18 protein-coding genes and 1 other RNA gene are annotated in these 19488 nt (G+C 65.2%); 15 read left to right on the top strand and 4 right to left on the bottom strand.

From position 1 onward, the window contains the following. Nucleotides 1-65 precede the first annotated feature (65 nt). A complete protein-coding gene (locus ABD115_RS09335) occupies nucleotides 66-1460 on the bottom strand; it encodes an aspartate aminotransferase family protein (protein WP_343960440.1) in 1395 nt (464 codons plus the stop codon). A 2-nt stretch (nucleotides 1461-1462) separates the two neighbouring features. Continuing rightward, a complete protein-coding gene (locus tag ABD115_RS09330; RefSeq protein ID WP_343960439.1) occupies nucleotides 1463-1930 on the bottom strand; it encodes an Lrp/AsnC family transcriptional regulator in 468 nt (155 codons plus the stop codon). A 398-nt stretch (nucleotides 1931-2328) separates the two neighbouring features. Here ABD115_RS09330 and ABD115_RS09325 point away from each other — a divergent pair, with 398 nt between their 5' ends. From ABD115_RS09325 to ABD115_RS09305, 5 genes are all read left to right on the top strand, one after another. Beyond that, a complete protein-coding gene (locus ABD115_RS09325; RefSeq protein WP_343960438.1) occupies nucleotides 2329-3552 on the top strand; it encodes an ABC transporter substrate-binding protein in 1224 nt (407 codons plus the stop codon). A 3-nt stretch (nucleotides 3553-3555) separates the two neighbouring features. Then, nucleotides 3556-4737, top strand: a complete 1182-nt coding sequence (locus tag ABD115_RS09320) for an ABC transporter ATP-binding protein (RefSeq protein ID WP_343960437.1) — start codon at nucleotides 3556-3558, stop codon at nucleotides 4735-4737. Nucleotides 4738-4751: 14 nt separating this feature from the next. Beyond that, nucleotides 4752-5612: an ABC transporter permease gene (locus ABD115_RS09315; protein ID WP_343960435.1), complete on the top strand. Its 861-nt coding sequence runs from the start codon at nucleotides 4752-4754 to the stop codon at nucleotides 5610-5612. Continuing rightward, a complete protein-coding gene (locus ABD115_RS09310) occupies nucleotides 5609-6412 on the top strand; it encodes an ABC transporter permease (protein ID WP_343960433.1) in 804 nt (267 codons plus the stop codon). The genes ABD115_RS09315 and ABD115_RS09310 overlap by 4 nt, the downstream gene beginning before the upstream one ends. 197 nt (nucleotides 6413-6609) lie before the next feature. Continuing rightward, nucleotides 6610-8028 (top strand): APC family permease, encoded by a 1419-nt coding sequence (locus ABD115_RS09305; protein ID WP_343960432.1) that lies wholly within the window; start codon nucleotides 6610-6612, stop codon nucleotides 8026-8028. 17 nt (nucleotides 8029-8045) lie between these two features. Here the strand turns inward: ABD115_RS09305 and yczE are convergent, their stop codons facing one another. Continuing rightward, complete coding sequence (yczE, locus tag ABD115_RS09300) at nucleotides 8046-8678, bottom strand: membrane protein YczE (RefSeq protein WP_343960431.1); 633 nt, start codon at nucleotides 8676-8678, stop codon at nucleotides 8046-8048. Nucleotides 8679-8739: 61 nt separating this feature from the next. Between yczE and yczR the strand changes: the two genes are divergently transcribed. From yczR to gap, 7 genes are all read left to right on the top strand, one after another. Beyond that, nucleotides 8740-10173, top strand: coding sequence for a MocR-like transcription factor YczR (gene yczR / locus ABD115_RS09295; RefSeq protein ID WP_343960430.1), 1434 nt, complete (start codon nucleotides 8740-8742; stop codon nucleotides 10171-10173). A 27-nt stretch (nucleotides 10174-10200) separates the two neighbouring features. After that, nucleotides 10201-11304 (top strand): peptide chain release factor 2, encoded by a 1104-nt coding sequence (gene prfB / locus ABD115_RS09290; protein ID WP_343960429.1) that lies wholly within the window; start codon nucleotides 10201-10203, stop codon nucleotides 11302-11304. 118 nt (nucleotides 11305-11422) lie between these two features. Further along, on the top strand, nucleotides 11423-12511 hold the full coding sequence (ftsE, locus tag ABD115_RS09285; protein ID WP_343960428.1) for a cell division ATP-binding protein FtsE: 1089 nt from the start codon (nucleotides 11423-11425) through the stop codon (nucleotides 12509-12511). Further along, the gene (gene ftsX, locus ABD115_RS09280) at nucleotides 12508-13422 is read left to right on the top strand and encodes a permease-like cell division protein FtsX (protein ID WP_343960427.1); all 915 of its coding nucleotides are present in this window, start codon (nucleotides 12508-12510) and stop codon (nucleotides 13420-13422) included. The genes ftsE and ftsX overlap by 4 nt, the downstream gene beginning before the upstream one ends. A gap of 158 nt (nucleotides 13423-13580) precedes the next feature. Continuing rightward, nucleotides 13581-14057 carry an SsrA-binding protein SmpB gene (smpB, locus tag ABD115_RS09275; protein ID WP_343960426.1) on the top strand — a complete coding sequence of 159 codons (477 nt, stop codon included), beginning with the start codon at nucleotides 13581-13583 and terminating at the stop codon, nucleotides 14055-14057. An 8-nt stretch (nucleotides 14058-14065) separates the two neighbouring features. Continuing rightward, complete coding sequence (locus ABD115_RS09270) at nucleotides 14066-15019, top strand: GlxA family transcriptional regulator (protein ID WP_343960424.1); 954 nt, start codon at nucleotides 14066-14068, stop codon at nucleotides 15017-15019. 116 nt (nucleotides 15020-15135) lie between these two features. Next, nucleotides 15136-16134: a type I glyceraldehyde-3-phosphate dehydrogenase gene (gene gap, locus ABD115_RS09265; RefSeq protein ID WP_343960423.1), complete on the top strand. Its 999-nt coding sequence runs from the start codon at nucleotides 15136-15138 to the stop codon at nucleotides 16132-16134. A gap of 54 nt (nucleotides 16135-16188) precedes the next feature. Here the strand turns inward: gap and ABD115_RS09260 are convergent, their stop codons facing one another. Then, entirely contained in the window at nucleotides 16189-17322 is a 1134-nt protein-coding gene (locus ABD115_RS09260; protein WP_343960422.1) for a hypothetical protein, read from the bottom strand. A 161-nt stretch (nucleotides 17323-17483) separates the two neighbouring features. Here ABD115_RS09260 and ssrA point away from each other — a divergent pair. From ssrA to ABD115_RS09245, 3 genes are all read left to right on the top strand, one after another. After that, nucleotides 17484-17855: a transfer-messenger RNA gene (ssrA, locus tag ABD115_RS09255) on the top strand. 287 nt (nucleotides 17856-18142) lie between these two features. Then, the gene (locus tag ABD115_RS09250; RefSeq protein ID WP_343960421.1) at nucleotides 18143-18388 is read left to right on the top strand and encodes a hypothetical protein; all 246 of its coding nucleotides are present in this window, start codon (nucleotides 18143-18145) and stop codon (nucleotides 18386-18388) included. After that, a complete protein-coding gene (locus ABD115_RS09245; RefSeq protein WP_343960420.1) occupies nucleotides 18385-19473 on the top strand; it encodes an SRPBCC family protein in 1089 nt (362 codons plus the stop codon). The genes ABD115_RS09250 and ABD115_RS09245 overlap by 4 nt, the downstream gene beginning before the upstream one ends. Nucleotides 19474-19488: the final 15 nt, after the last annotated feature.

Genomic DNA, 19488 nt, shown 5'->3' with positions numbered 1-19488 from the left:
CTTCCCTCGCGCGAGCGAGGGGGCCAACTGGCTGAGCGTGTCAAGCCGTGGGGCCTGTCACGTCGCTAGATCTTCGACGAAGCGTCCTTGAGCACGCTGCGGAGGATGCCACCGATCTCAGCGAACTCAGCCGGACCAATGGTCAGCGGCGGAGCGAGCTGGATAACGGGGTCTCCACGGTCGTCGGCGCGGCAGTAGAGGCCGGCATCCCAGAGTGCGGGCGACAGGTAGTCGCGCAGCAGACGGTTCGACTCTGCCTCGTTGAAGGTCTCCTTGGTCGCCTTGTCCTTGACAAGCTCGATTCCGAAGAAGTAGCCCTCGCCGCGCACGTCACCGACGATGTCGATGTCGAGCAGCTTCTCGAGCTCGGCGCGGAACAGCGGGCTGTTCTCGCGCACGCGGCCGTTGAGGTCCTCTTCCTCGAAGATGTCGAGGTTCTCGAGAGCCGCAGCAGCTGCCGCGGGGTGACCCGCGAAGGTAAAGCCGTGGTAGAAGGTGTTGTCTTCCGAGTTGAAGGGCTCCGACACCTTGTCCGAGACAATCATGGCACCGAGGGGCACGTAGCCCGAGGTGATGCCCTTTGCCGAGGTGATGATGTCGGGCTCGTAGCCGAGTGCCTTCGAAGCGAAGAAGTCGCCGACGCGGCCGTACGCACAGATGACCTCATCGGAGACGAGGAGCACGTCGTACTGGTCGCAGATCTCGCGAACGCGCTTGAAGTAGCCGGGGGGAGGCGGGAAGCAGCCGCCCGAGTTCTGTACGGGCTCGAGGAAGACAGCAGCAACGGTCTCGGGGCCCTCGAAGAGGATCGCCTCTTCGATGCGGTTTGCAGCCCACTGGCCGAATGCCTCGATGTCGTTGGACGGAGCGCCCATCTCCTCGGCGCGGTAGAAGTTCGTGTTTGGAACGCGGTGACCACCCGGGGTCAGCGGCTCGTAGAACTTCTTCATGTCGGGGATGCCGGTGATCGCCAGGGCGCCCTGCGGGGTGCCGTGGTAGGCAACCGAACGCGAGATCACCTTGTGCTTCATCGGCTGGCCCTTGATCTTCCAGAAGTGCTTCGCCAGCTTGAACGCCGACTCAACAGCTTCGCCACCACCGGTGGTGAAGAAGACCTTGTTCATCTCGCCGGGAGCGTACGAAGCGAGGCGCTCCGACAGCTCGACAGCGGCGGGGTGAGCGTACGACCAGATCGGCATGAAGTCGAGCTGCTTCATCTGCTTGGCAGCTGCGTCGACGATGCGCTGACGGCCGTGGCCGGCGTTGACAACGAAGAGGCCAGCGAGGCCATCGATGTATTCCTTGCCAGCTGCGTCGTAGATGTGGTGACCCTCGGCGCGCGTGATGACGGGAATGCCGTCGTTGAGAACCTTGCGGTTGGTGAAGTGCGGCCACATGTGGCGCTTGGCCGAAGCCTGGAGCGCGGCAGTGTCGACCGCAGCAGTCGGATCGAAAGACATGGTTATCTTGTTCCCCAGTCGTATTTTTGTTTGTTGAGTTGGAGGTAGACGAACGTCTCAGTGGCTGAGACGCCATCGATGTCCCTGACTTTTTCATTCAGGAGCTCGATGAGCCCGTCGTCGTCCTCACAGACAACCTCGGCGAGGATGTCGAAGGAGCCAGCGCTCAAAACGACGTAGCTCACTTCGGGCAGTTCAGCGAGGCGGTCGGCGACGACCCGGGTGTCGCCGGATACGCGAATGCCGAGCATTGCTTGTCGGTGGAAACCGAGTCGCATCGGGTCTGTCACGGCAACAATCTGCATGACCCCGGCATCCGTGAGCTTCTGAACCCGCTGCCTGACGGCGGCCTCGCTGAGCCCGACCGCCTTCCCGATTTCAGCGTACGAGCGGCGACCGTCGAGCTGAAGTTGCTCGATGATCGCCTTCGATGTTGAGTCGAGGGCAGGAATAGTTCGTTTGCTGCTCACGCTTCTGATTCTGACAGTTCGATCCGGAAATAGCAAAGGAATCCGTTGTTTGGGTGCCAGTTTTCTGCGCATATCCACGTAGTCGCGTGGAATGACATGGGTAAATGGCGGCTGGGTTCGTGCGTGCACCGCAGCGCGTATTGGTGCCATCGTACGGCTCCGACAGCGTTTCTGCACCGCTCAAGCGCCCCTTTTCGACGGAATGGCTCGCGAATTGGTGGATGCGGCGGGTATCTCGACGGTGATAGCTGGGCAATGTAACTGTTTCGTGAAGAAATTCGCGATTTGACGCCGGAGTGATTGGCAACCGGGGCGACGTGTGGGATATTCATCCATACGACTCAGCGGGTTCAACGACTGCACCTGCTGAAGCTAAATATGAGTCAAAGGAGACTTCTATGGCACGCCGTATCCCCGAAGACCCCATGGTTCGCAGCATTGTGAATATGGTGCGCAGCGCCCAGTTCGATAGGCGCCAGATGCTCAAGGGTGCCGCTGTCGGCGCCGCGGGCCTCGGCGCGCTGACCCTCGCCTCGTGCGCTCCCGGCGGCGGTGGCTCGGGAAGCGGTGGCGACAGCAAGAAGCAGCTCGTGTGGGGCAACTGGACGTACTACCTCGACTACAACGAAGAGACGGGCTCGTACGATTCGCTCGACCTCTTCACCGACGAATCGGGTATCGCCGTCGAGTACATCGAAGACATCGACGACAACAACACCTTCTACGGCAAGATCAAAGATCAGCTAGAGCTCGGCCAGCACACCGGCTACGACGTCATCACCTTCACCGACTGGATGAACGCGCGCCTGATACAGGCGGAGCAGGTGCAGGCGTTCGACTACGCAAACCTGCCCAATGTCACCGCGAATCTCGTGGATGCGCAGCTCAACGCGCTCGACGCAGACCAGGGCCGCAAGTTCACGATTCCGTGGCAGCTGCCCGCGTCGTGTTTGATGTGGGACACGGAAGCCGTGCCTGGCGGCATCAAGACGCTCGACGATTTCATGCAGCCCTCGCTCAAGGGCAAGGTTGGAGTGCTCACGGAGATGCGCGACACCATGGGCATCATTCTCGCGGGGCTCGGCTACGACCCGGCTGGCAGCTGGGGCGACAAGGAGTGGGGCGAGGCGCTGCAGTGGCTCGACGATGGGATTCAGAGCGGCCAGATCAAGAACGTGAAGGGCAACTCGTACACACAAGACCTCGAGCGCGGCGACACGCTCGCAGCGATGGTGTGGACGGGCGACGTTGTGATGATGAACGCTGAGTCGCCAGACGGCCCACGCTGGACGATCGAGGTGCCCGAGGCAGGCGGCATGATCGCGGCAGACTCCTTCACTATTCCGAACGGCACGCCCGCCGAGCAGAAGGGGTTCGCCGAAGAAATGATCAACTTCTACTACGACCCCGAGGTGATGGCGGCGGTCGCCGACTACGTGACGTTCGTGCCCCCGGTAAAGGGCACGCAGGAGGCGATGCGAAAGCTCAACCCCGACAACGCCGACAACCCGCTCATCTTCCCCTCGGAGGAGGACTGGACGCGGCTGCACAGCTTCCGGTCGCTCACGCCGGAGGAAGACAAGCAGTACTCGACCGAGTTTCAGAAGGTGCTGGGGCTGTAACTCATGGCAGCTACCAGCTCGTTCGCTGAGGCGGGTGCAGACCTCGAGCTCGTCGGCATCGAGAAGCGCTTCCCTGGGTTCACCGCGATCGAGGCCCTCGATCTCACGATTCCCGCCGGCTCCTTCTTCGCGCTCCTCGGCCCATCGGGCTGCGGCAAGACAACGACGCTGCGTCTCGTGGCCGGGCTCGAGGAGCCGACGGAGGGCCAAATTCGCATTGGAGGCACCGATGTCACGGCGCTGAAGCCGCACAAGCGCCCGGTGAACACAGTGTTCCAGTCGTACGCGCTGTTTCCGCACATGTCGATTCTCGAAAACGTTGCGTTCGGCCTCAGGAGGCGGCGGATCGGGGACCCGGTGGGGAAGGCCCACGAGGCGCTCCGGCTCGTCGAGCTCGACCACGTCGCCGATCGCAAGCCGGCCCAGCTCTCGGGCGGGCAGCAGCAGCGCGTCGCGCTCGCGCGCGCGGTCGTGAACCGGCCAGCGCTGCTGCTGCTCGACGAGCCGCTCGGCGCGCTCGACCTCAAGCTCAGGCGGCAGATGCAGCACGAGCTCAAGGAGATTCAGCAGGAGGTCGGCCTGACATTCCTCCACGTCACCCACGATCAGGAGGAGGCCATGACCATGGCCGACACCGTCGCGGTGATGAACAAGGGGCGGATCGAGCAGATGGGCGCCCCAGAGGTGCTCTACGAACTCCCGAAGACCGTGTTTGTTGCGAATTTTCTCGGGCAGTCGAACCTGTTCGTCGTGCAGGTAACCGGCGAGAACGAGCAGGCGATCCACACATCGCTGAACGGTGACCAGATCACCGTGCCGCTGCCGCGCACCGAGCGCACCACCGGCACGATCACTGTTGGAGTGCGGCCCGAGAAGATCAGATTGCACGCGAGTGCGCCGGCGACGCAGCCAGGCGTGAACGCGATCGGCCCTGGCCGCATTACCGATGTGTCGTTTAGCGGTGTGAGCACGCAGTACACGGTCGAGGCGCCGGAATTCGGGGCGGTGCAGGTGTTCGCCCAGAACGTCGACGCCGGCCCCGCAGCGCGGCTCGGCGACGAGGTGTGGCTGAGCTGGCTCGTCGAGCACACGTTCGGGCTCGCCGACGACGCGACCGATACGGGGTCGATCACCGCCGAGTTCTCGACCCAGGCCATCGCTGCCCAGGCAGCTCGGGCAGGGTAGGGGAGGGAGCCGCCATGGCGTTTACGGCCTTCTCCGGACACACGAAAGCGGTGGAGCAGCACCCGCGCAAGCGGGGGTGGATCGTGCTGCTCTTGCTCGCACCCGGCATCGCCTACATGCTGCTGTTTTTCGTCGCCCCGTTCATTCAGCTCGCGATCACGGCGCTGCAGGCGCCCGCGGCGACCGGTGGCATTGGCGAGTACGTCGCAGCCCTCGAGTTTCGTAACTACTGGGTGGGGCTCGTCGAGTACTGGCCGCACCTCGTGCGCTCGTTTATCTACGCGCTGACCGCGACCATCATCGGCCTGATCATCAGCTACCCGCTCGCCTACCTCATCGGGGTGAAGGTGCGGCAGCGGCCGATGCTGCAGGGCATTCTGCTGATTCTCGTCGTCGCGCCCTTCTTCATCAGCATGCTGCTGCGCACGCTGGCGTGGAAATCGATTCTGCCGAGCGAGCTCATCGGCACGCACTTTTCGGTGATCTTCGGTCTCGTCTATAACTTCATTCCGTTCATGGTGCTGCCGATGTTCGCCTCGCTGCAGGCGCTCGACCTCAGGCTGCTCGAGGCGGGGAGCGATCTGTACGCGTCGCCGGTCACGACGTTTCGGCGCGTGACGCTCCCGCTGTCGATGCCCGGCATCGTGTCTGGCACGCTCCTCAGCTTCATTCCGATGTCTGGCGACTACGTCGTCGCGTCGCGGGAGTTTTTGGGAGGAACGAGCACCGCGATGATCGGCAACGTCATCGAGTCGAACTTCTTGCAGACGCAGAACTACCCGATGGCAGCCGCGCTCTCGATCATGCTGATGTTCATCATTCTCGTGATCATCGCGACGTACGTGCGCAAGAGCGGGGCGGAGGATCTGCTGTGAAGAAATTCAGCCTCGGGAAGGCCTTCGTTCCCGTCGTCGGGGCGATCGGTCTCATCTACCTGCTGCTGCCCATCGCGCACGTCATACTGTTCTCGTTCAACGAGAAGCGCGGGCGCAACAACATCACGTGGAACGGGTTTTCGCTCGAGAACTGGCAGAACCCCTGCGGGGCGCCGCAGGTGTGCACGGCGTTCTCGAACTCGATCATGGTGGGCCTCGTCTCGACGGTTATCGCGACGGTGCTCGGCACCATGATCGCGATCGCCCTCGTGCGTTACCGGTTCAGGTTCCGCTCGACGATCAGCCTGCTGCTCTTCACGCCGATGGCGACGCCCGAGGTCGTACTCGGTGCTGGCCTCGCCGCGCAGTTTCTGCTCGCCGGCGTCGAGAAGGGGCTCGGCACAGTGATTCTCGCGCACGTGATGTTCTGCATCTCGTACGTGGTCGTGGCGGTGAAGGCCCGGGTCGCGTCGTTGAACCCCGCGATCGAAGAGGCGGGGCGCGACCTCTACGCCTCTCCCGGGCAGGTGTTCTGGCGCATCACGCTGCCGATGCTCATGCCCGGCATCATTGGGGCGGCGCTCCTGAGCTTCGCGCTGTCGTTCGATGACTTTATCATCACGAACTTCAACGCTGGCACCGCAACGACGTTCCCGAAGTTCATCTACGTCTCGGCGCTGAAGGGCGTGCCAGCGCAGGCGAACGTGCTCGCCTCGATCGTGTTCGTGGGGGCGCTGCTGCTCGTCATCATCGTGCAGTCGGTGAATATCAGTAGACAGAAAAAGCTCGCAACGCGGTAGCGGAATCCTCAGTGGTTCCCCAGGGTTTGCAGCGATAGCCCGCCCAGATGCCGAAGATAATTCGGAACACTGGGCGGGCTTTTGCGTGGCACCTCCCGAGGGTGCAAGATGAACTCCTGGCGGAACACCAACCCGCCACAGCAGTTGTCGCACAGGGGCGAAGCAGCCGGTGCGACTCTCAGTATTCAGGAGAGCAGATGACAAAGACGTTCACGCCCGTTGCAAAGCGCGGTGGATCGCTCAAACGAAGTCTCGGGTTGTGGGCCATCGTCGGCCTTGGCCTCGGGTACATGACCCCGACCGTCGTGTTTGACACGTTTGGTCTCGTCGCCCGCGACACCAACAACGTCGTGCCGCTGTCGTACCTCATCGCGCTGATCGTGATGGTGTTCACCGCGGTCAGCTACGGCAAGATGTCGGGCGCGATTCCCAGCGCAGGCTCCGCTTACACGTACGTGCGCGAGTCGATTCACCCGAACGTCGGCTTTATGGTCGGCTGGACGTCGCTCATCGACTACATGCTGCTGCCGATGGTGAACTGCCTCATCATTCGCAGCTACCTCGAAGCCGTGTTCCCCGGCACCCCCGGGTGGATCTGGGTGGTGCTGTACTGCATCCTCGTCACGACCGTCATCTACCTCACGATGCGCGGCACCTCGAACCTGAACATGGTGCTGCTCGTGTTCTCGATCGTCGTCATGGTCGTGTTCGTGGTGATGGTCTGGGCACAGCTCGTCGACGGTGAGGGCACCGGTTCGATTGCGTCGACCCAGCCGTTCTTCCACGAGGGCGTGCAGATGAGCGCGGTGCTCACGGGCGCGACGATCGTCTGCTTCTCGTTCATCGGCTTCGACGCAGTCACGATGTACGCGGAAGAGGCGAAGAGCCCGAAGATCATGCCACGCGCGATTCTGCTCACCGTCGTGCTCGGCGGCGCGATCTTCCTCATCGCCGGCTACTTCACGCAGCTGCGCTTCCCGGGCTGGGAGGAGTTTGCCCCCGGCGGCGACATGCAGTTCGTCGAAGACTCGACGCTGCCGCTCATCGGACAGTTCGTCGGCGGCCCCGTGCTGCAGGCCGTGCTCACCGCCGCGGGCTTCGCGGCGACGCTCGCATCGGGCCTCGCCTCGCACGCGTCGGTGTCGCGAATGCTGCTCGTCATGGGGCGCAATAACGTGCTGCCCAAGAAGTTCTTCGGCTACATCAACCCGAAGACGCACACCCCGACCTTCAATATCGTGCTGACTGGCGCGGTGAGCCTCCTCGCGATCTCGTTCAACCTCGAGATCATCTCGGCGTTCATCAACTACGGCGCGCTCATCGCGTTCACCGCGGTCAATGTCTCGGTGATCGCGTGGTTCGCAATCCGGCAGAAGCGCTACAAGACGCCGAAGGATTTCCTCTCGTACGTCATCATGCCGACGATCGGCATGGTTCTCACCGGGGTGCTGTGGGCGAACCTGCACTTCGATGCGCTCCTCGGCGGCATCGCCTGGACAATTCTCGGCTTCATCTACCTCTTGTTCCTCACGAAGGGCTTCCGCAAGAAGGCGGCGAGCTTCGATGAGATTCAGCCGGTGACGGGCTACAACAAGGTGCCAGAGGGCGCCGAGTAGGTCACCAAAGCGACTCGCTAGCGGCGGGAGGCGGCTTCGGCCGCCTCCCGCCGTCGCGTTTCGAGCGCCTCCCTGCGGGTGACGGGGTCGAACAGCGGCAACGTGATTCCGCAGAGCGGGCCGATGAGCAGCGCGAAGGCGACGGTGCCGAGACCGACGTTGCCGCCGAGGATCCACCCGGCGACGAGAACTGTCAGCTCGACCGCTGTCCGTGCGATCCAAATCGGGGTGCCGAAGCGGTTGTGGATGCCGGTCATGAGCCCGTCGCGGGGGCCGGGGCCGAGGCGCGCGCCAATGTAGATGCCGCTCGCCACAGCGAGCAGCAACATGCCGGTGGTGAAGTAGGCGACGCGCAGCCACATGGGCTCCGGCGCGGGCAGCAGCCAGAGCCCCAGGTCGATGCCTGGCCCGACAAGCAGAATGTTCAGCACAGTGCCGAGCCCGGGGCGCTGGCGCAGCGGAATCCAGAGCAGCAGCACTGCGAGACCGATGATGTTCGTGAGAATTCCGATGCTCAGGCCAGTGTGGTGCGCGACCCCCTGCGCAAACACGGTCCAGGAATCGACGCCGACGGCGGCGCGAATCATGAAGGCGTCGGCTATTCCGTAGAGCAGGAGGCCGGGAATGAGGCGCGCGAGTTTGAACATCATGTGACCAGTCCACTCTGATTTGGCCTGGTCTACAAGCGGCCACTTTGGCTAGAGTGGCATCATGATCGCGCAACGACTCTCGGCGCGGCGCCTCGTTCAGCTCCTCGGCGACTGGCGGGGCGACGGCCACAGCTACCTCGAACTCAGCGACTCGATCGCGCTGCTCGCGCGCGACGGCACCGTGCCGGCCGGCACCGCGCTGCCCGCCGAGCGGCCGCTCGCCGACGCCCTCGGGGTAAGCCGCACGACGGTCAGTGCGAGCTATCAGCGGTTGCGGGAGGGCGGGCTTGCGCACTCGCGGCAGGGGTCGGGAACCGTGATCCGCCCCCAGCGCGCGACCGCCGACCTCGCCGAGACCGCTGGCGCGGGAGATATTGACCTCACAACCGCCTGCCCCGCGCCGTGGCCCGGCCTCGCCGCGCTGAGCGCCCGCGCCTTCGCCGAGCGTGCCGACGCCTTCGAGCTGCTCGGCTTCGATACGATCGGTAGCCCGGAGCTGCGTCGCGCGATCGCAGACCGCTACACGCTGCGGGGCCTACCGACGACGCCAGAGCAGATCATGGTGACGCTCGGCGCGCAGCACGCAAACTTCCTCGTCGCGCGCACGCTGCTGCGCCGCGGCGACCGCAGCCTGATCGAGTCGCCGAGCTACCCGCACGCGCGCGAGGCACTTGCGGCGGCGGGGGCGCTCGTCGCCGAGCTCCCGGTGGCCTCAGACGGGTACGACGCAGCGAGCATTCTCGACATCGCCAGGCGCACCTCGCCCTGCCTCGTGTACCTCATTCCAGACCACCACAACCCGACAGGGCAGAGCATGCCCGAGGAGCTGCGCAGCGAGCTCATCGCGACACTGACCGCGCAGGGCGCGCTCATTCTCGCCGACGAAACGACCGCGGAGCTCACGCTCGGGCAACACCGGCTCGTGCGCCCCTTCGCCGCAGCGGCCGCACACGCGCACCAGCAAGACGCGATCATTACCGTCGGCTCGCTCGGTAAAACGGTGTGGGGTGGGCTGCGCGTTGGGTGGATCAGGGCGACGCCAGAGCTCATCGCCAGGCTCGAGGTCTCGAGGCGCATCGGCGACCTCGGCACGGGCACGTGGGAGCAGGTGATCGCGGAGCTCGCGCTCGAGCGCTACGACGAGATCCTTGCTGAGCGGGCGGTCGCGCACGCGGCGCAGTACCGCACGCTCGCCGAGCAGGCCGCGGTGCACTTCCCCGAGTGGATCGTGCCGCGGGTCGCCGGGGGAGTGAGTACGTGGGTGGATCTGGGTGGCCGACACTCGACTCGGCTCGCGCGGGCGGGGGCCCGGGCCGGCGTGCGGCTCGCTCCCGGCCCGCGGTTCGGTAGCCCGGGCGTATTCGAGCGGTTTATTCGCTTCCCGTTTTCTGCGCCGGCCGACGACCTGCGCGCGAGCCTGGTGCGGCTGCGATCGGGGTGGGATGCTGATCGCGGGGCGGATCGCACCCCCGTTGCCGCGCCCGTGGTGATCTAGGCGCGACGGGGAGTAAGCTGGGGCATCATGCTTGAACAGGATTTCTCCGCACGGATTCGCCAGCTCCGCGCCACCTACGCCGATATCGCCGAGGTTACCGACCTGCCGAAGCTCGACCGCGAGATCGCCGAGCTCGAGCAGCAGGCCTCTGCCCCCGACCTGTGGGACGACCCTGACGCGGCGCAGGTGGTCACGAGCGGCCTGTCGCATCGGCAGGCACGCGTGCGCAAGGTGCGCGGCGTCGAGTCGCGCATCGACGACGTCGAGGTGCTCGCCGAGCTCGCGGAGGAGGCTGACGACGCCGACACCGAGGCCGAGGTGCTCGCCGAGCTCACCGCGATCGAGACGCTGATTCAGGATCTCGAGGTGCAGACGCTGCTCTCCGGCGAGTACGACGCGGAGTCCGCGGTGATGACGATCAGGTCGGGCGCCGGCGGCGACGACGCGACCGATTTCGCCGAGATGCTGCTGCGCATGTACCTGCGCTGGGCAGAGGATCGGGGCTACACGACGAAGGTGCTCGACACCTCCTACGCCGAGGGCGCTGGCATCAAGTCGGCGACGATCGAGATCGATGCGCCGTACGCATTCGGCACGCTGTCGGTCGAGGCTGGCACGCACCGGCTCGCGCGCATCAGCCCGTTCGGGTCTGCAGACAAGCGCCAGACGAGCTTCGCCGCGGTCGAGGTGATTCCGCTGCTCGCGGCCGCGACCGAGGTGGAGATCCCCGAGAACGACATCCGCGTCGACGTGTACCGCTCGAGCGGCCCCGGCGGCCAGTCGGTGAACACGACCGACTCGGCTGTGCGCATCACCCACCTTCCCACCGGCATCGTGATCTCGATGCAGAACGAGAAGAGCCAGATTCAGAACCGCGCCGCCGCGATGCGGCTGCTGCAGGCGCGACTGCTCATCTTGCAAAAGGAAGAAGAGGCGGCGAAGAAGAAGGAGCTCGCGGGCAACATCACCGCGAGCTGGGGTGACCAGATTCGCTCCTACTTTCTCTACGGGCAGCAGCTTGTGAAGGATCTGCGCACCGGGTTCGAGTCGTCGCAGCCCGACGCGGTGTTCGACGGTGACCTCGACGGGTTCATCGCGGCCGGTATTCGCTGGCGTTCGCTGAACAAGTAACCCAAAGCCGGTGGGCCCACAGCGCGTTAGAGGCGGGCTCAAAGGTTGCCGGGAATGCGTGTGACTCGCGCGCGCCTCAGGCGATATCGGTCAAAGGGCGCGTAGTCTCTGTGGCGTTATGATCCTCTTCGAAAACGTCACCAAGAAGTATCGCGGCACGCAAAAGCCCGCGCTCGACGCGATCGATCTTAAAATCGATCGCGGCGAGTTTGTCTTCATCGTGGGTGCCTCGGGCTCGGGCAAGTCGAGCTGCCTGCGCCTTATCCTGCGCGAGGATCGGCCGTCGTCAGGGCAGATCCACGTCGCTGGCCAAGACCTCAGCAAGATCTCGTCGCGAAAGGTGCCATACTTTCGCCGCGGGCTCGGCACGGTCTTCCAGGACTTTCGGCTGCTCGCGAACAAGACGGTGTTCGACAACGTCGCTTTCACCCTGCAGGTGATCGGCAAATCGCGCGGATTCATTCAAGAGGCCGTGCCAGACACCCTCGAGATGGTCGGGCTCGCCGGCAAGGCGAAGCGCTTCCCGCACGAGCTTTCGGGCGGCGAGCAACAGCGCGTTGCGATCGCGCGGGCGATCGTGAACAAGCCTGCCATTCTGCTCGCCGACGAGCCGACGGGCAACCTCGACCCGGCCACGAGCCTGGGCATCATGCAGCTGCTGAAGGCAATCAACGCTTCTGGCACGACCGTCGTGATGGCCACGCACGAGGCAACCTTCGTCGACATCATGCAGCAGCGCGTCGTCGAGCTCTCGCAGGGCGTCGTCGTGCGCGACGATGTCGAGGGCGGCTACGGCCACACCGCGTCGATTCCGATCGCTGAGCTCACCGACACCGGCGCGCGCGTGCTGCGCACGTCGGAGGAGGTCGTGCGGCAGGCGTTGGCTCCCGATGTCGAGCGCATCAGGGAACAGGATGCCGCGGCCGCTGGCGCCCTCGGCAGCGAAGCGGGCTTCATCGATCCGCTCCCATCCGCGGCGGGCGAGCCGCTCGCCGAGGCAATCGAAGACCCGCTCGCCTCGCACCTTGAAGACGCGAGCGACCCGAACCAACCGCCGCCGCCAGACGAGGCGGTGCCCGGAAAGCGCATTCCGACATTCCTCGAGCCAGACGTCGAAAGCACCGTGCAGGTGGCGGAGTCAGGCGGGTTCGCTGAGCGCCTCGGCCTGAGCGACGAACACGAGGGAAATGTGGGGCCGACGCGATGAGGTTCAGGCTTGTGATGGGAGAGGTGTGGAGCGGGCTCCGCCGCAACCTCTCGGTCGTTATTTCGGTGATTCTTGTCACCTTCGTGTCGCTGACCTTCGTCGGCGCCGCGATTCTCATGCAGCAGCAGGTGCAGCAGATGAAGTCGTTCTGGTACGACCGCGCCCAGGTCGCGGTGTACCTCTGCACCTCGTACGACAAGAGCGCGACGTGCGACGGCACCGACGCTGGCGAGGAGCAGATCGGAGCCATCGAGGCTGCACTGAACGACGAGATTCTCGCGCCCTACGTCGAAGACTACTTCTTCCTTGACCACGATCAGGCGTACGAGGAGTTCACGAAGCAGTTCGAGGGCAACCCGATTCTCGACGTGACGAGCGCCGAACAGCTCAACCAGACGTTCTGGGTGAAGCTCAAGGATGCGTCGAAGTCGGAGATTATTACCGAGACCTTCACCGGCATTCCTGGGGTGCAAAGCGTGAAAGATCAGCAGAGCCTGCTCGATCGCATCTTCCTGTTCCTCGGGGTGGCGAGCTACACCGCGATCGGCATCGCCGGGCTGATGCTCATCGCAGCGATGCTGCTCATCTCCACGACGATTCGACTCTCGGCGTTCTCGCGGCGCAGAGAGATCGGCATCATGCGCCTCGTCGGCGCGTCGAACAGGTTCATTCAAACGCCGTTTATTCTCGAGGGCATTATCGCCGCACTCATCGGCGCCGTGCTCGCGGGGGCTGCATCTGTCGCAATCGTGAAGTTCTTCGTGCAGGGTTTCTTGGTCAAAGAGGTGCCGTTTACGAGTTACATCACGGTCGAGCAATCGCTGATCGTGCCGCCGATTCTCATCGCCCTTGGCGTGATCCTTTCGGCCATCGCCGCGAAGATCGCCATCACGCGCTACCTCAGGGTCTAGCGCCGCGAGCCGCCAGCAGCCGCCCCTACCGCACGGTTTCACCCGAGCTGGTCGGGGCGGCGCTGTCGTTTCTCGCGCGAGTTCGCGCCTAGCGCGGCGGCTCCGATAGGCTAGATCCTTGCGCACCCCCGCAATGCCGCAAGAGAAAGGACGTGGACGTGCCGAAAGAAACCGGTGAGAAGCTCATCGCGTCGAACAAGAAGGCGCGCCACGACTACCTGCTGTTCGACACCTTCGAGGCGGGCCTCGTGCTCACGGGCAGCGAGGTGAAGTCGCTGCGCATGGGGCGCGCGTCGCTCGTCGACGGGTACGTGTTTATCGAGAACGGTGAGGCGTGGCTCGACGCCGCCTACATTCCCGAGTACCTCAACGGGTCGTGGACGAACCACTCGCCGCGCCGCAAGCGCAAGTTGCTGCTGCACCGCAAACAGATCGACAAGCTGCACGACAAGACCCGCGAGGGTGGCATGACGATCGTGCCGCTGCGACTGTACTTCTTGGACGGCCGAGCGAAGGTCGAAATCGCGCTCGCGAAGGGTAAGAAGGAGTACGACAAGCGGCATACGCTGCGCGAGCAGCAAGACAAGCGCGAGGCGGAGCGGGCCATGCGGCAGCGCAACCGCACTGGCGAGTAGGCGTCGCCGTGGCGGATCGCCTGCGGCAGGTCGCCGTCGTCATCTTGGATGGCGCGAAGCCGCTCGACGTTGGAATCCCCGCGCAGGTCTTCACGACGAGGCCGAGCATGCCCTACGAGGTGCGCGTGTGCGGCGTTACGCCGGGGCTGGTGACCGGGGGAGACGGGCTCTCGTACGCGGTCGAGCACGGGCTCGAGGCGCTTGCGAGCGCCGAGCTGATCTTCATCCCGGGGTATCGCTACCCCGACCGTGAGGAGCCGCCGGCTGCCCTCGTGCGCGCGCTCATCACCGCCCACGAGCGCGGTGCGCGCATCGCGGCGATCTCGACGGGGGCCTTCGCGCTCGCGGCGACCGGGCTGCTCGACGGCAAGCGGGCGACAACCCACTGGCACTACTCCCGAATCTTCGCCGAGCGCTTCCCGCAGATTCAGGTCAACGAGAGCGTCTTGTTCGTCGACGAGGGCTCCGTGCTCACCTCGGCGGGGGCGGCCTCTGGAATCGACCTGTGCCTGCACATTCTCAGGGGAGATCTCGGCATGGCGTCGGCGAACCACGCGGCCAGGCGCCTGGTCGCTGCCCCGTACCGCAGCGGCGGGCAAGCGCAGTACGTGCGCAGGAGCGTGCCGCCAACGATCGGCGAGCGGTTCTCGACGACGCGCGAGTGGGCGCTCACGCACCTCGACGAGCAGCTCACGATCGAGTCGCTGTCGCGCCACGCGAATGTGTCTCCGCGCACGTTCTCCCGCCGGTTCCGCGAGGAGACGGGGTACACGCCCATGCAGTGGGTGATGCGCGCGCGCATCGATCTGGCCCGCGAACTGCTCGAGAACACCGACTTCGGCATCGACGAGATTGCGCTCACTGTCGGGCTCGGCTCCGGCGCGAACTTGCGCCAGTTCTTTCGCCGGGTGCTTGGCACGACTCCGAGCGAATACCGCCGCACCTTCACGCAGGGGGAGTAGCCACTTTCGGCTGTGGCGTAATCCTTTCAGGAGGAGGCATTATTGCCACTTTCCCGTTCCGTGTTTTGCCGTGAGAATGGTTGGAGTACCCCAAGAAGTTCGAGAAAGATGGACAAATGACCTCTCGCATCGCAATCAATGGTTTCGGTAGGATCGGCCGCGGGCTCCTCCGCGCGATCCTCGAACGGGGCAGCGGGCTCGACGTCGTCGCGGTGAACGACCTTGGCGACGGAAACGCGCTCGCGCAGCTCTTCAACTTCGACTCGGTCTACGGCCGCGCGAAGGAGCGGATGAGCTTCGAAGACGGCTACCTCGTCGTCGGCGATCGCCGCATTCAGATTCTCGCGGAGCGCGAGCCGGCAAAGCTTCCATGGGGCGAGCTTGAGATCGATGTTGTTGTCGAGTCGACCGGGCGCTTCACGGCAGCGAAAGACGCCGGAATGCACCTCGAGGCAGGCGCCAAGCGCGTGCTCGTGAGTGCGCCGTCGAAGGGCGCAGACGTGACCCTCGCCTACGGCGTGAACACCGAGGCCTACGACCCCGAGCAGCACCGCATCATCTCGAACGCCTCGTGCACCACGAACGCGCTCGCGCCGGTCGCGCAGGTACTCAACAATCTCGCGGGTATTGAGCAGGGCTTCATGATGACGGCGCACGCCTACACCGGAGACCAGAGCCTCGTCGACGGCCCGCACAAGGACCCGCGTCGCGCGCGGGCGGCGGCGCTGAACATCGTGCCATCGTCGACCGGCGCCGCAAAGGCGATCGGCCTCGTGCTGCCCGAGCTCGATGGCAAGCTGCAGGGCGATTCGCTGCGCGTGCCGGTGCCCGTGGGCTCCATCGTCGAGCTGACCGCCGTCGTGAGTCGCGAGGTCACGCGCGACGAGCTGCTCGCGGCGTTCAAGGAGGCCGCCGAGGGGCGCCTGAAGGGCGTGCTCGCCTATTCAGAGGATCCGCTGGTGTCGAGCGATATTGTCGCCGACCCGCACTCCTCGATCTTCGACTCCGAGCTCGCGAAGGTGAGCGGCAAGCTGGTCAAGGTGTCGGCGTGGTACGACAACGAGTGGGGCTTCTCGAACCGCGTCGCACAGACGCTCGAGTTCCTCACGAAGTAGTCAGCTGCGCGATGCGCGGGGCGGGTCGGCAGTCGCCGATCCGCCCCGCGTCTGTTAACACGCAGGCCACTCAGCCGCCGCGAATTGAGCGGCCGGGGTATCGGCTTGTGCGGCCGGTTGCGACGGTTGACGCTCGGTCGAAAAGTAGCCGCTCAGGCGTGAAGCCGGGCACGCGGCGCCGAGCGAACCATCGTCGTCACCACTCCACCACTCGAGCGAGCGGTATCGAAGTGTGCTGCCCGCGCCGCGTTTGCTGTCGATAAGGCTCATGTGCCTGCCGTCGGGGTGGTCGGCCCAGAAGGTGTTGGGGCCGTCGGAGAGCGCCGCATTGACGACGCGCCACCCCCGCTCGGTGAGATGAGCGGTGGCCGCCCCGGCCGCGTCGGGGGTCGCTTGGCGGTCGAGCTCCCAGTCGAGGTGGAAGCCGTACGACTCGGCGCCAGTGCGATCAGCGCTCTGCGCCCGATTGATGAACGGGCTATTGCTCGCCCAACGGCTCTCGGGCTCGATGAGCTCGCGCACCTCAGAGACGTCGTGCTGCGCTGCGTCGTAGCGCTGCTGTGTGAGCGCTATTCGCTCGCCGTCGGTGTATCGCTTCGCTGCCCGCACGGAGTCACCTGCGGCGTCGCGCTGCGACTCGATCGTGAACTGCGTGGCAACCGAACCCGCCGCGAGCAGCGCAGGGACAAGGAATGCAACCACTGCGCTCGGGCGCCGCCACCGCAGGGCGTCGTTGAGCTGCTCGGTGCGGCGAGCGATCGCGGTGACGAACAACGCTATGAGTGTGCCGAAGTAGGCAGCGAGTGCCCAGCCGACAATAGTGCCCGCCAGGCGCTCATTGAAGGGCGCCCCGAGCGGCTCGAGTAGGGGTATCGCCGAGGTGATTCTCGCCGAGGTGGTCACGTGTAGAAAGAGGAACACCGCCGAGCACCACCAGTGGGCTATGAGCAGCGGGGCCATGCGCCCCGGCAGCGTTGTATGACCCGAACCGCGCAAGATGCGTCGGGGGAGGAGCCCAAGCCCTCCGCCCGCAAGTATCACTGCCGCAATGAGTAGCCCGAGGGCGGGAATTTCTGCGACTGTCCAGAACCAGGTGAGCGCAAGCAGCAGTGCGAGCGTGAGCCCGATGGCATTCCAGTTGTGCCACAGCCAGTCGGTGTACGTCGGGCTGCCGGTGCGCTGTGTCATGCTTCGAGCGTAGTCGGCGCGGTGAAGGCCGTTGGAATGCATGCGGGCCTCGCGCTGCGGTGTGTGCCGTGGTATTCTGGAAGGCCTGGCCAAGCCAGGTTCCTTGAGAACTCAATAGTGTGTGATGTGAATGCCCATGGGTCACGTGTGACCCACCCTACGGGGCCGATCGGTTTCGACACGTCGGTTTGAGACTGTGAGAAGCGGGCCGAGGACGCGGAGTTATCTCGTTAACGCCCTTCGCAACCAATAGGTGCAACTTCTAAGCGCACCGACTTCGCTCTCGCTGCCTAAGCACGAGACCGAGTCCGTCAGGCCGGGTGTGCCTCCGCCCCGGTTTCCTGGCGTCATCTAGGGGGCTTGCTGGTTCGCTGTGTTTCAGGGCGCACCGGGACTTTTACTGAGACTGGGCCTGTCATCCTAGGTGTTCGTGGCAAAGGATGGGGCCGAGTAGAACGTTTTCACGAACTACGCTCGTAGAAGGCATGGAATCGTCGAAGTGGACCGGGGTTCAATTCCCCGCGGCTCCACAGGGCATGCGCATCACGCACTGAGCTTTCGCGCGAGAGGCCGCCCGCTGGGCGGCCTCTTTGTGTTTCTGGGGCTGGGGCTGGGGGCTGCGCTCGGGCTGGGGCTGGGGCTGGGGGCTGCGCTCGGGCTGGGGCTGGGGCTGCGCAGCATACGGCCTCTGCGCTCCCAGGGTCGAAGCCCGCGCCTTGGGCCCTATCTTGGGCAGATTGCCTATCTACCGCAGGGTCGGCGGCGAGCGGGTTGCGCAACCTGGGTTGACAGGCGCGCCTTCGCAACGTAGGTTGACACTATGAACATCGTTGAAGCTTCTCAGGATGCAGTGAACGCCACCGATCCGCGCGTAGGCCTCAGGGCCGTTGTTTCTCTCAGATCGCTCGCCGATGCGTTGGAGATGCGGCACGTCGAAGCAGCCTTGGCTTCTGGCATGAGTTGGCAGACCATTGCCGATGCCCTTGGCGTCAGCCGCCAGGCCGTGCACAAGAAATACGCAAAGCGCGTCGATCAGCGTCACCTGCGGGTCAGGGGCCGGGCATGAGCCGCGTGACGCGCAGCGCCGCGACCTCGTACGCGCTCTCGCTCGCCGCGATGGAAGAGGCCTCGCGGGTGGGCCTCAGACAGGCCGACCTCGAGCATCTCTTCCTCGCGCTCTCGATTTCAGAGGAGCCCGCTGGGCAGGTGCTCCGCGCCGAGGGCGTCACACTGCGGGCCGCCCGCGAGGCCATTGCCGAGCACCACACGGAGCACCTGCGCGCGCTCGGTGTCGATCACGAGCCGCCGGCGCCCGGCCCCATCGTGTTCCACCAGACCGGAGGCTACGAGTGGAGCGAACGCGCCCAGCGCGTGATCACGCTCGCGAACAAACACGGCAGCGGAGATGCGGGGGCCGTGCTGCGCGAGCTACTCGCAGAGCCGAGCGGGTTGGCTGCAGAGCTGCTTGCTCGGCTGGGCACGTCGGCGGCCGCCGTGACGGAGCGGCTCGAAGTCGCCGAGCGGATCCCGACGTTTGGGAGCCGCCGAGCGCAGGCAGGGCCGGGGGCCGAACGCCCTGGGGTGGCGGCTGAGCGCGAGGTGACGTCGCCGGGCGCGAGCCCAGCGCGAAACCAGCTCATGCGAACCGGCACCGCGTTCGTGCCGGCGCCGGTTGCTGAGCTCTGGGAACTCTTGATCGCCGCGGAGCGGATGCCGGAGTGGGACGTGATCGTCGGCGAGGTCGAGCTGCCAGCCGAGCTCCGGGGGCTGCACCCGAAGCTCGGCGACGCGTGGGCAGCGACCGCTCGGAGCGAGGCGCCAGACGGCAAGCCGATGCGGGTGAGGCCCGAGCGGCGCAGCCTGCTCGTCGAGCTTACGCAGCTCGACGAGCATTCGCGCATCGAGTGGCGCATGAGCTTCCCCGATGAGCCGAGCGCAAACACGCGCGTCATTGCCCTGTCGCTGGCACCGGCGGCCGGCGGCACCCAGCTTGGCATTACTTTCGGGTGGCAGCCGCCGGCAGATCGCCCGGCCGCGGGGCCGCTGAGGCGCGCGCAGCGCGTACTCCTCAGGCCGGCGCTGCGGTTCGTGCTCTGGCTGCAGGTCGCGCAGCTGGGGAGCGGAATCAGTCGCGTGTTTCGCTCCGCATAAGCGCGAGGCGGGCGC

The sequence above is a fragment of the Leucobacter albus genome (genome assembly GCF_039528015.1).
Lineage (GTDB): Bacteria > Actinomycetota > Actinomycetes > Actinomycetales > Microbacteriaceae > Leucobacter > Leucobacter albus.
Note: the sequence above shows the minus strand (reverse complement) of the source record. Positions and strands in the feature narration are given on the sequence as shown.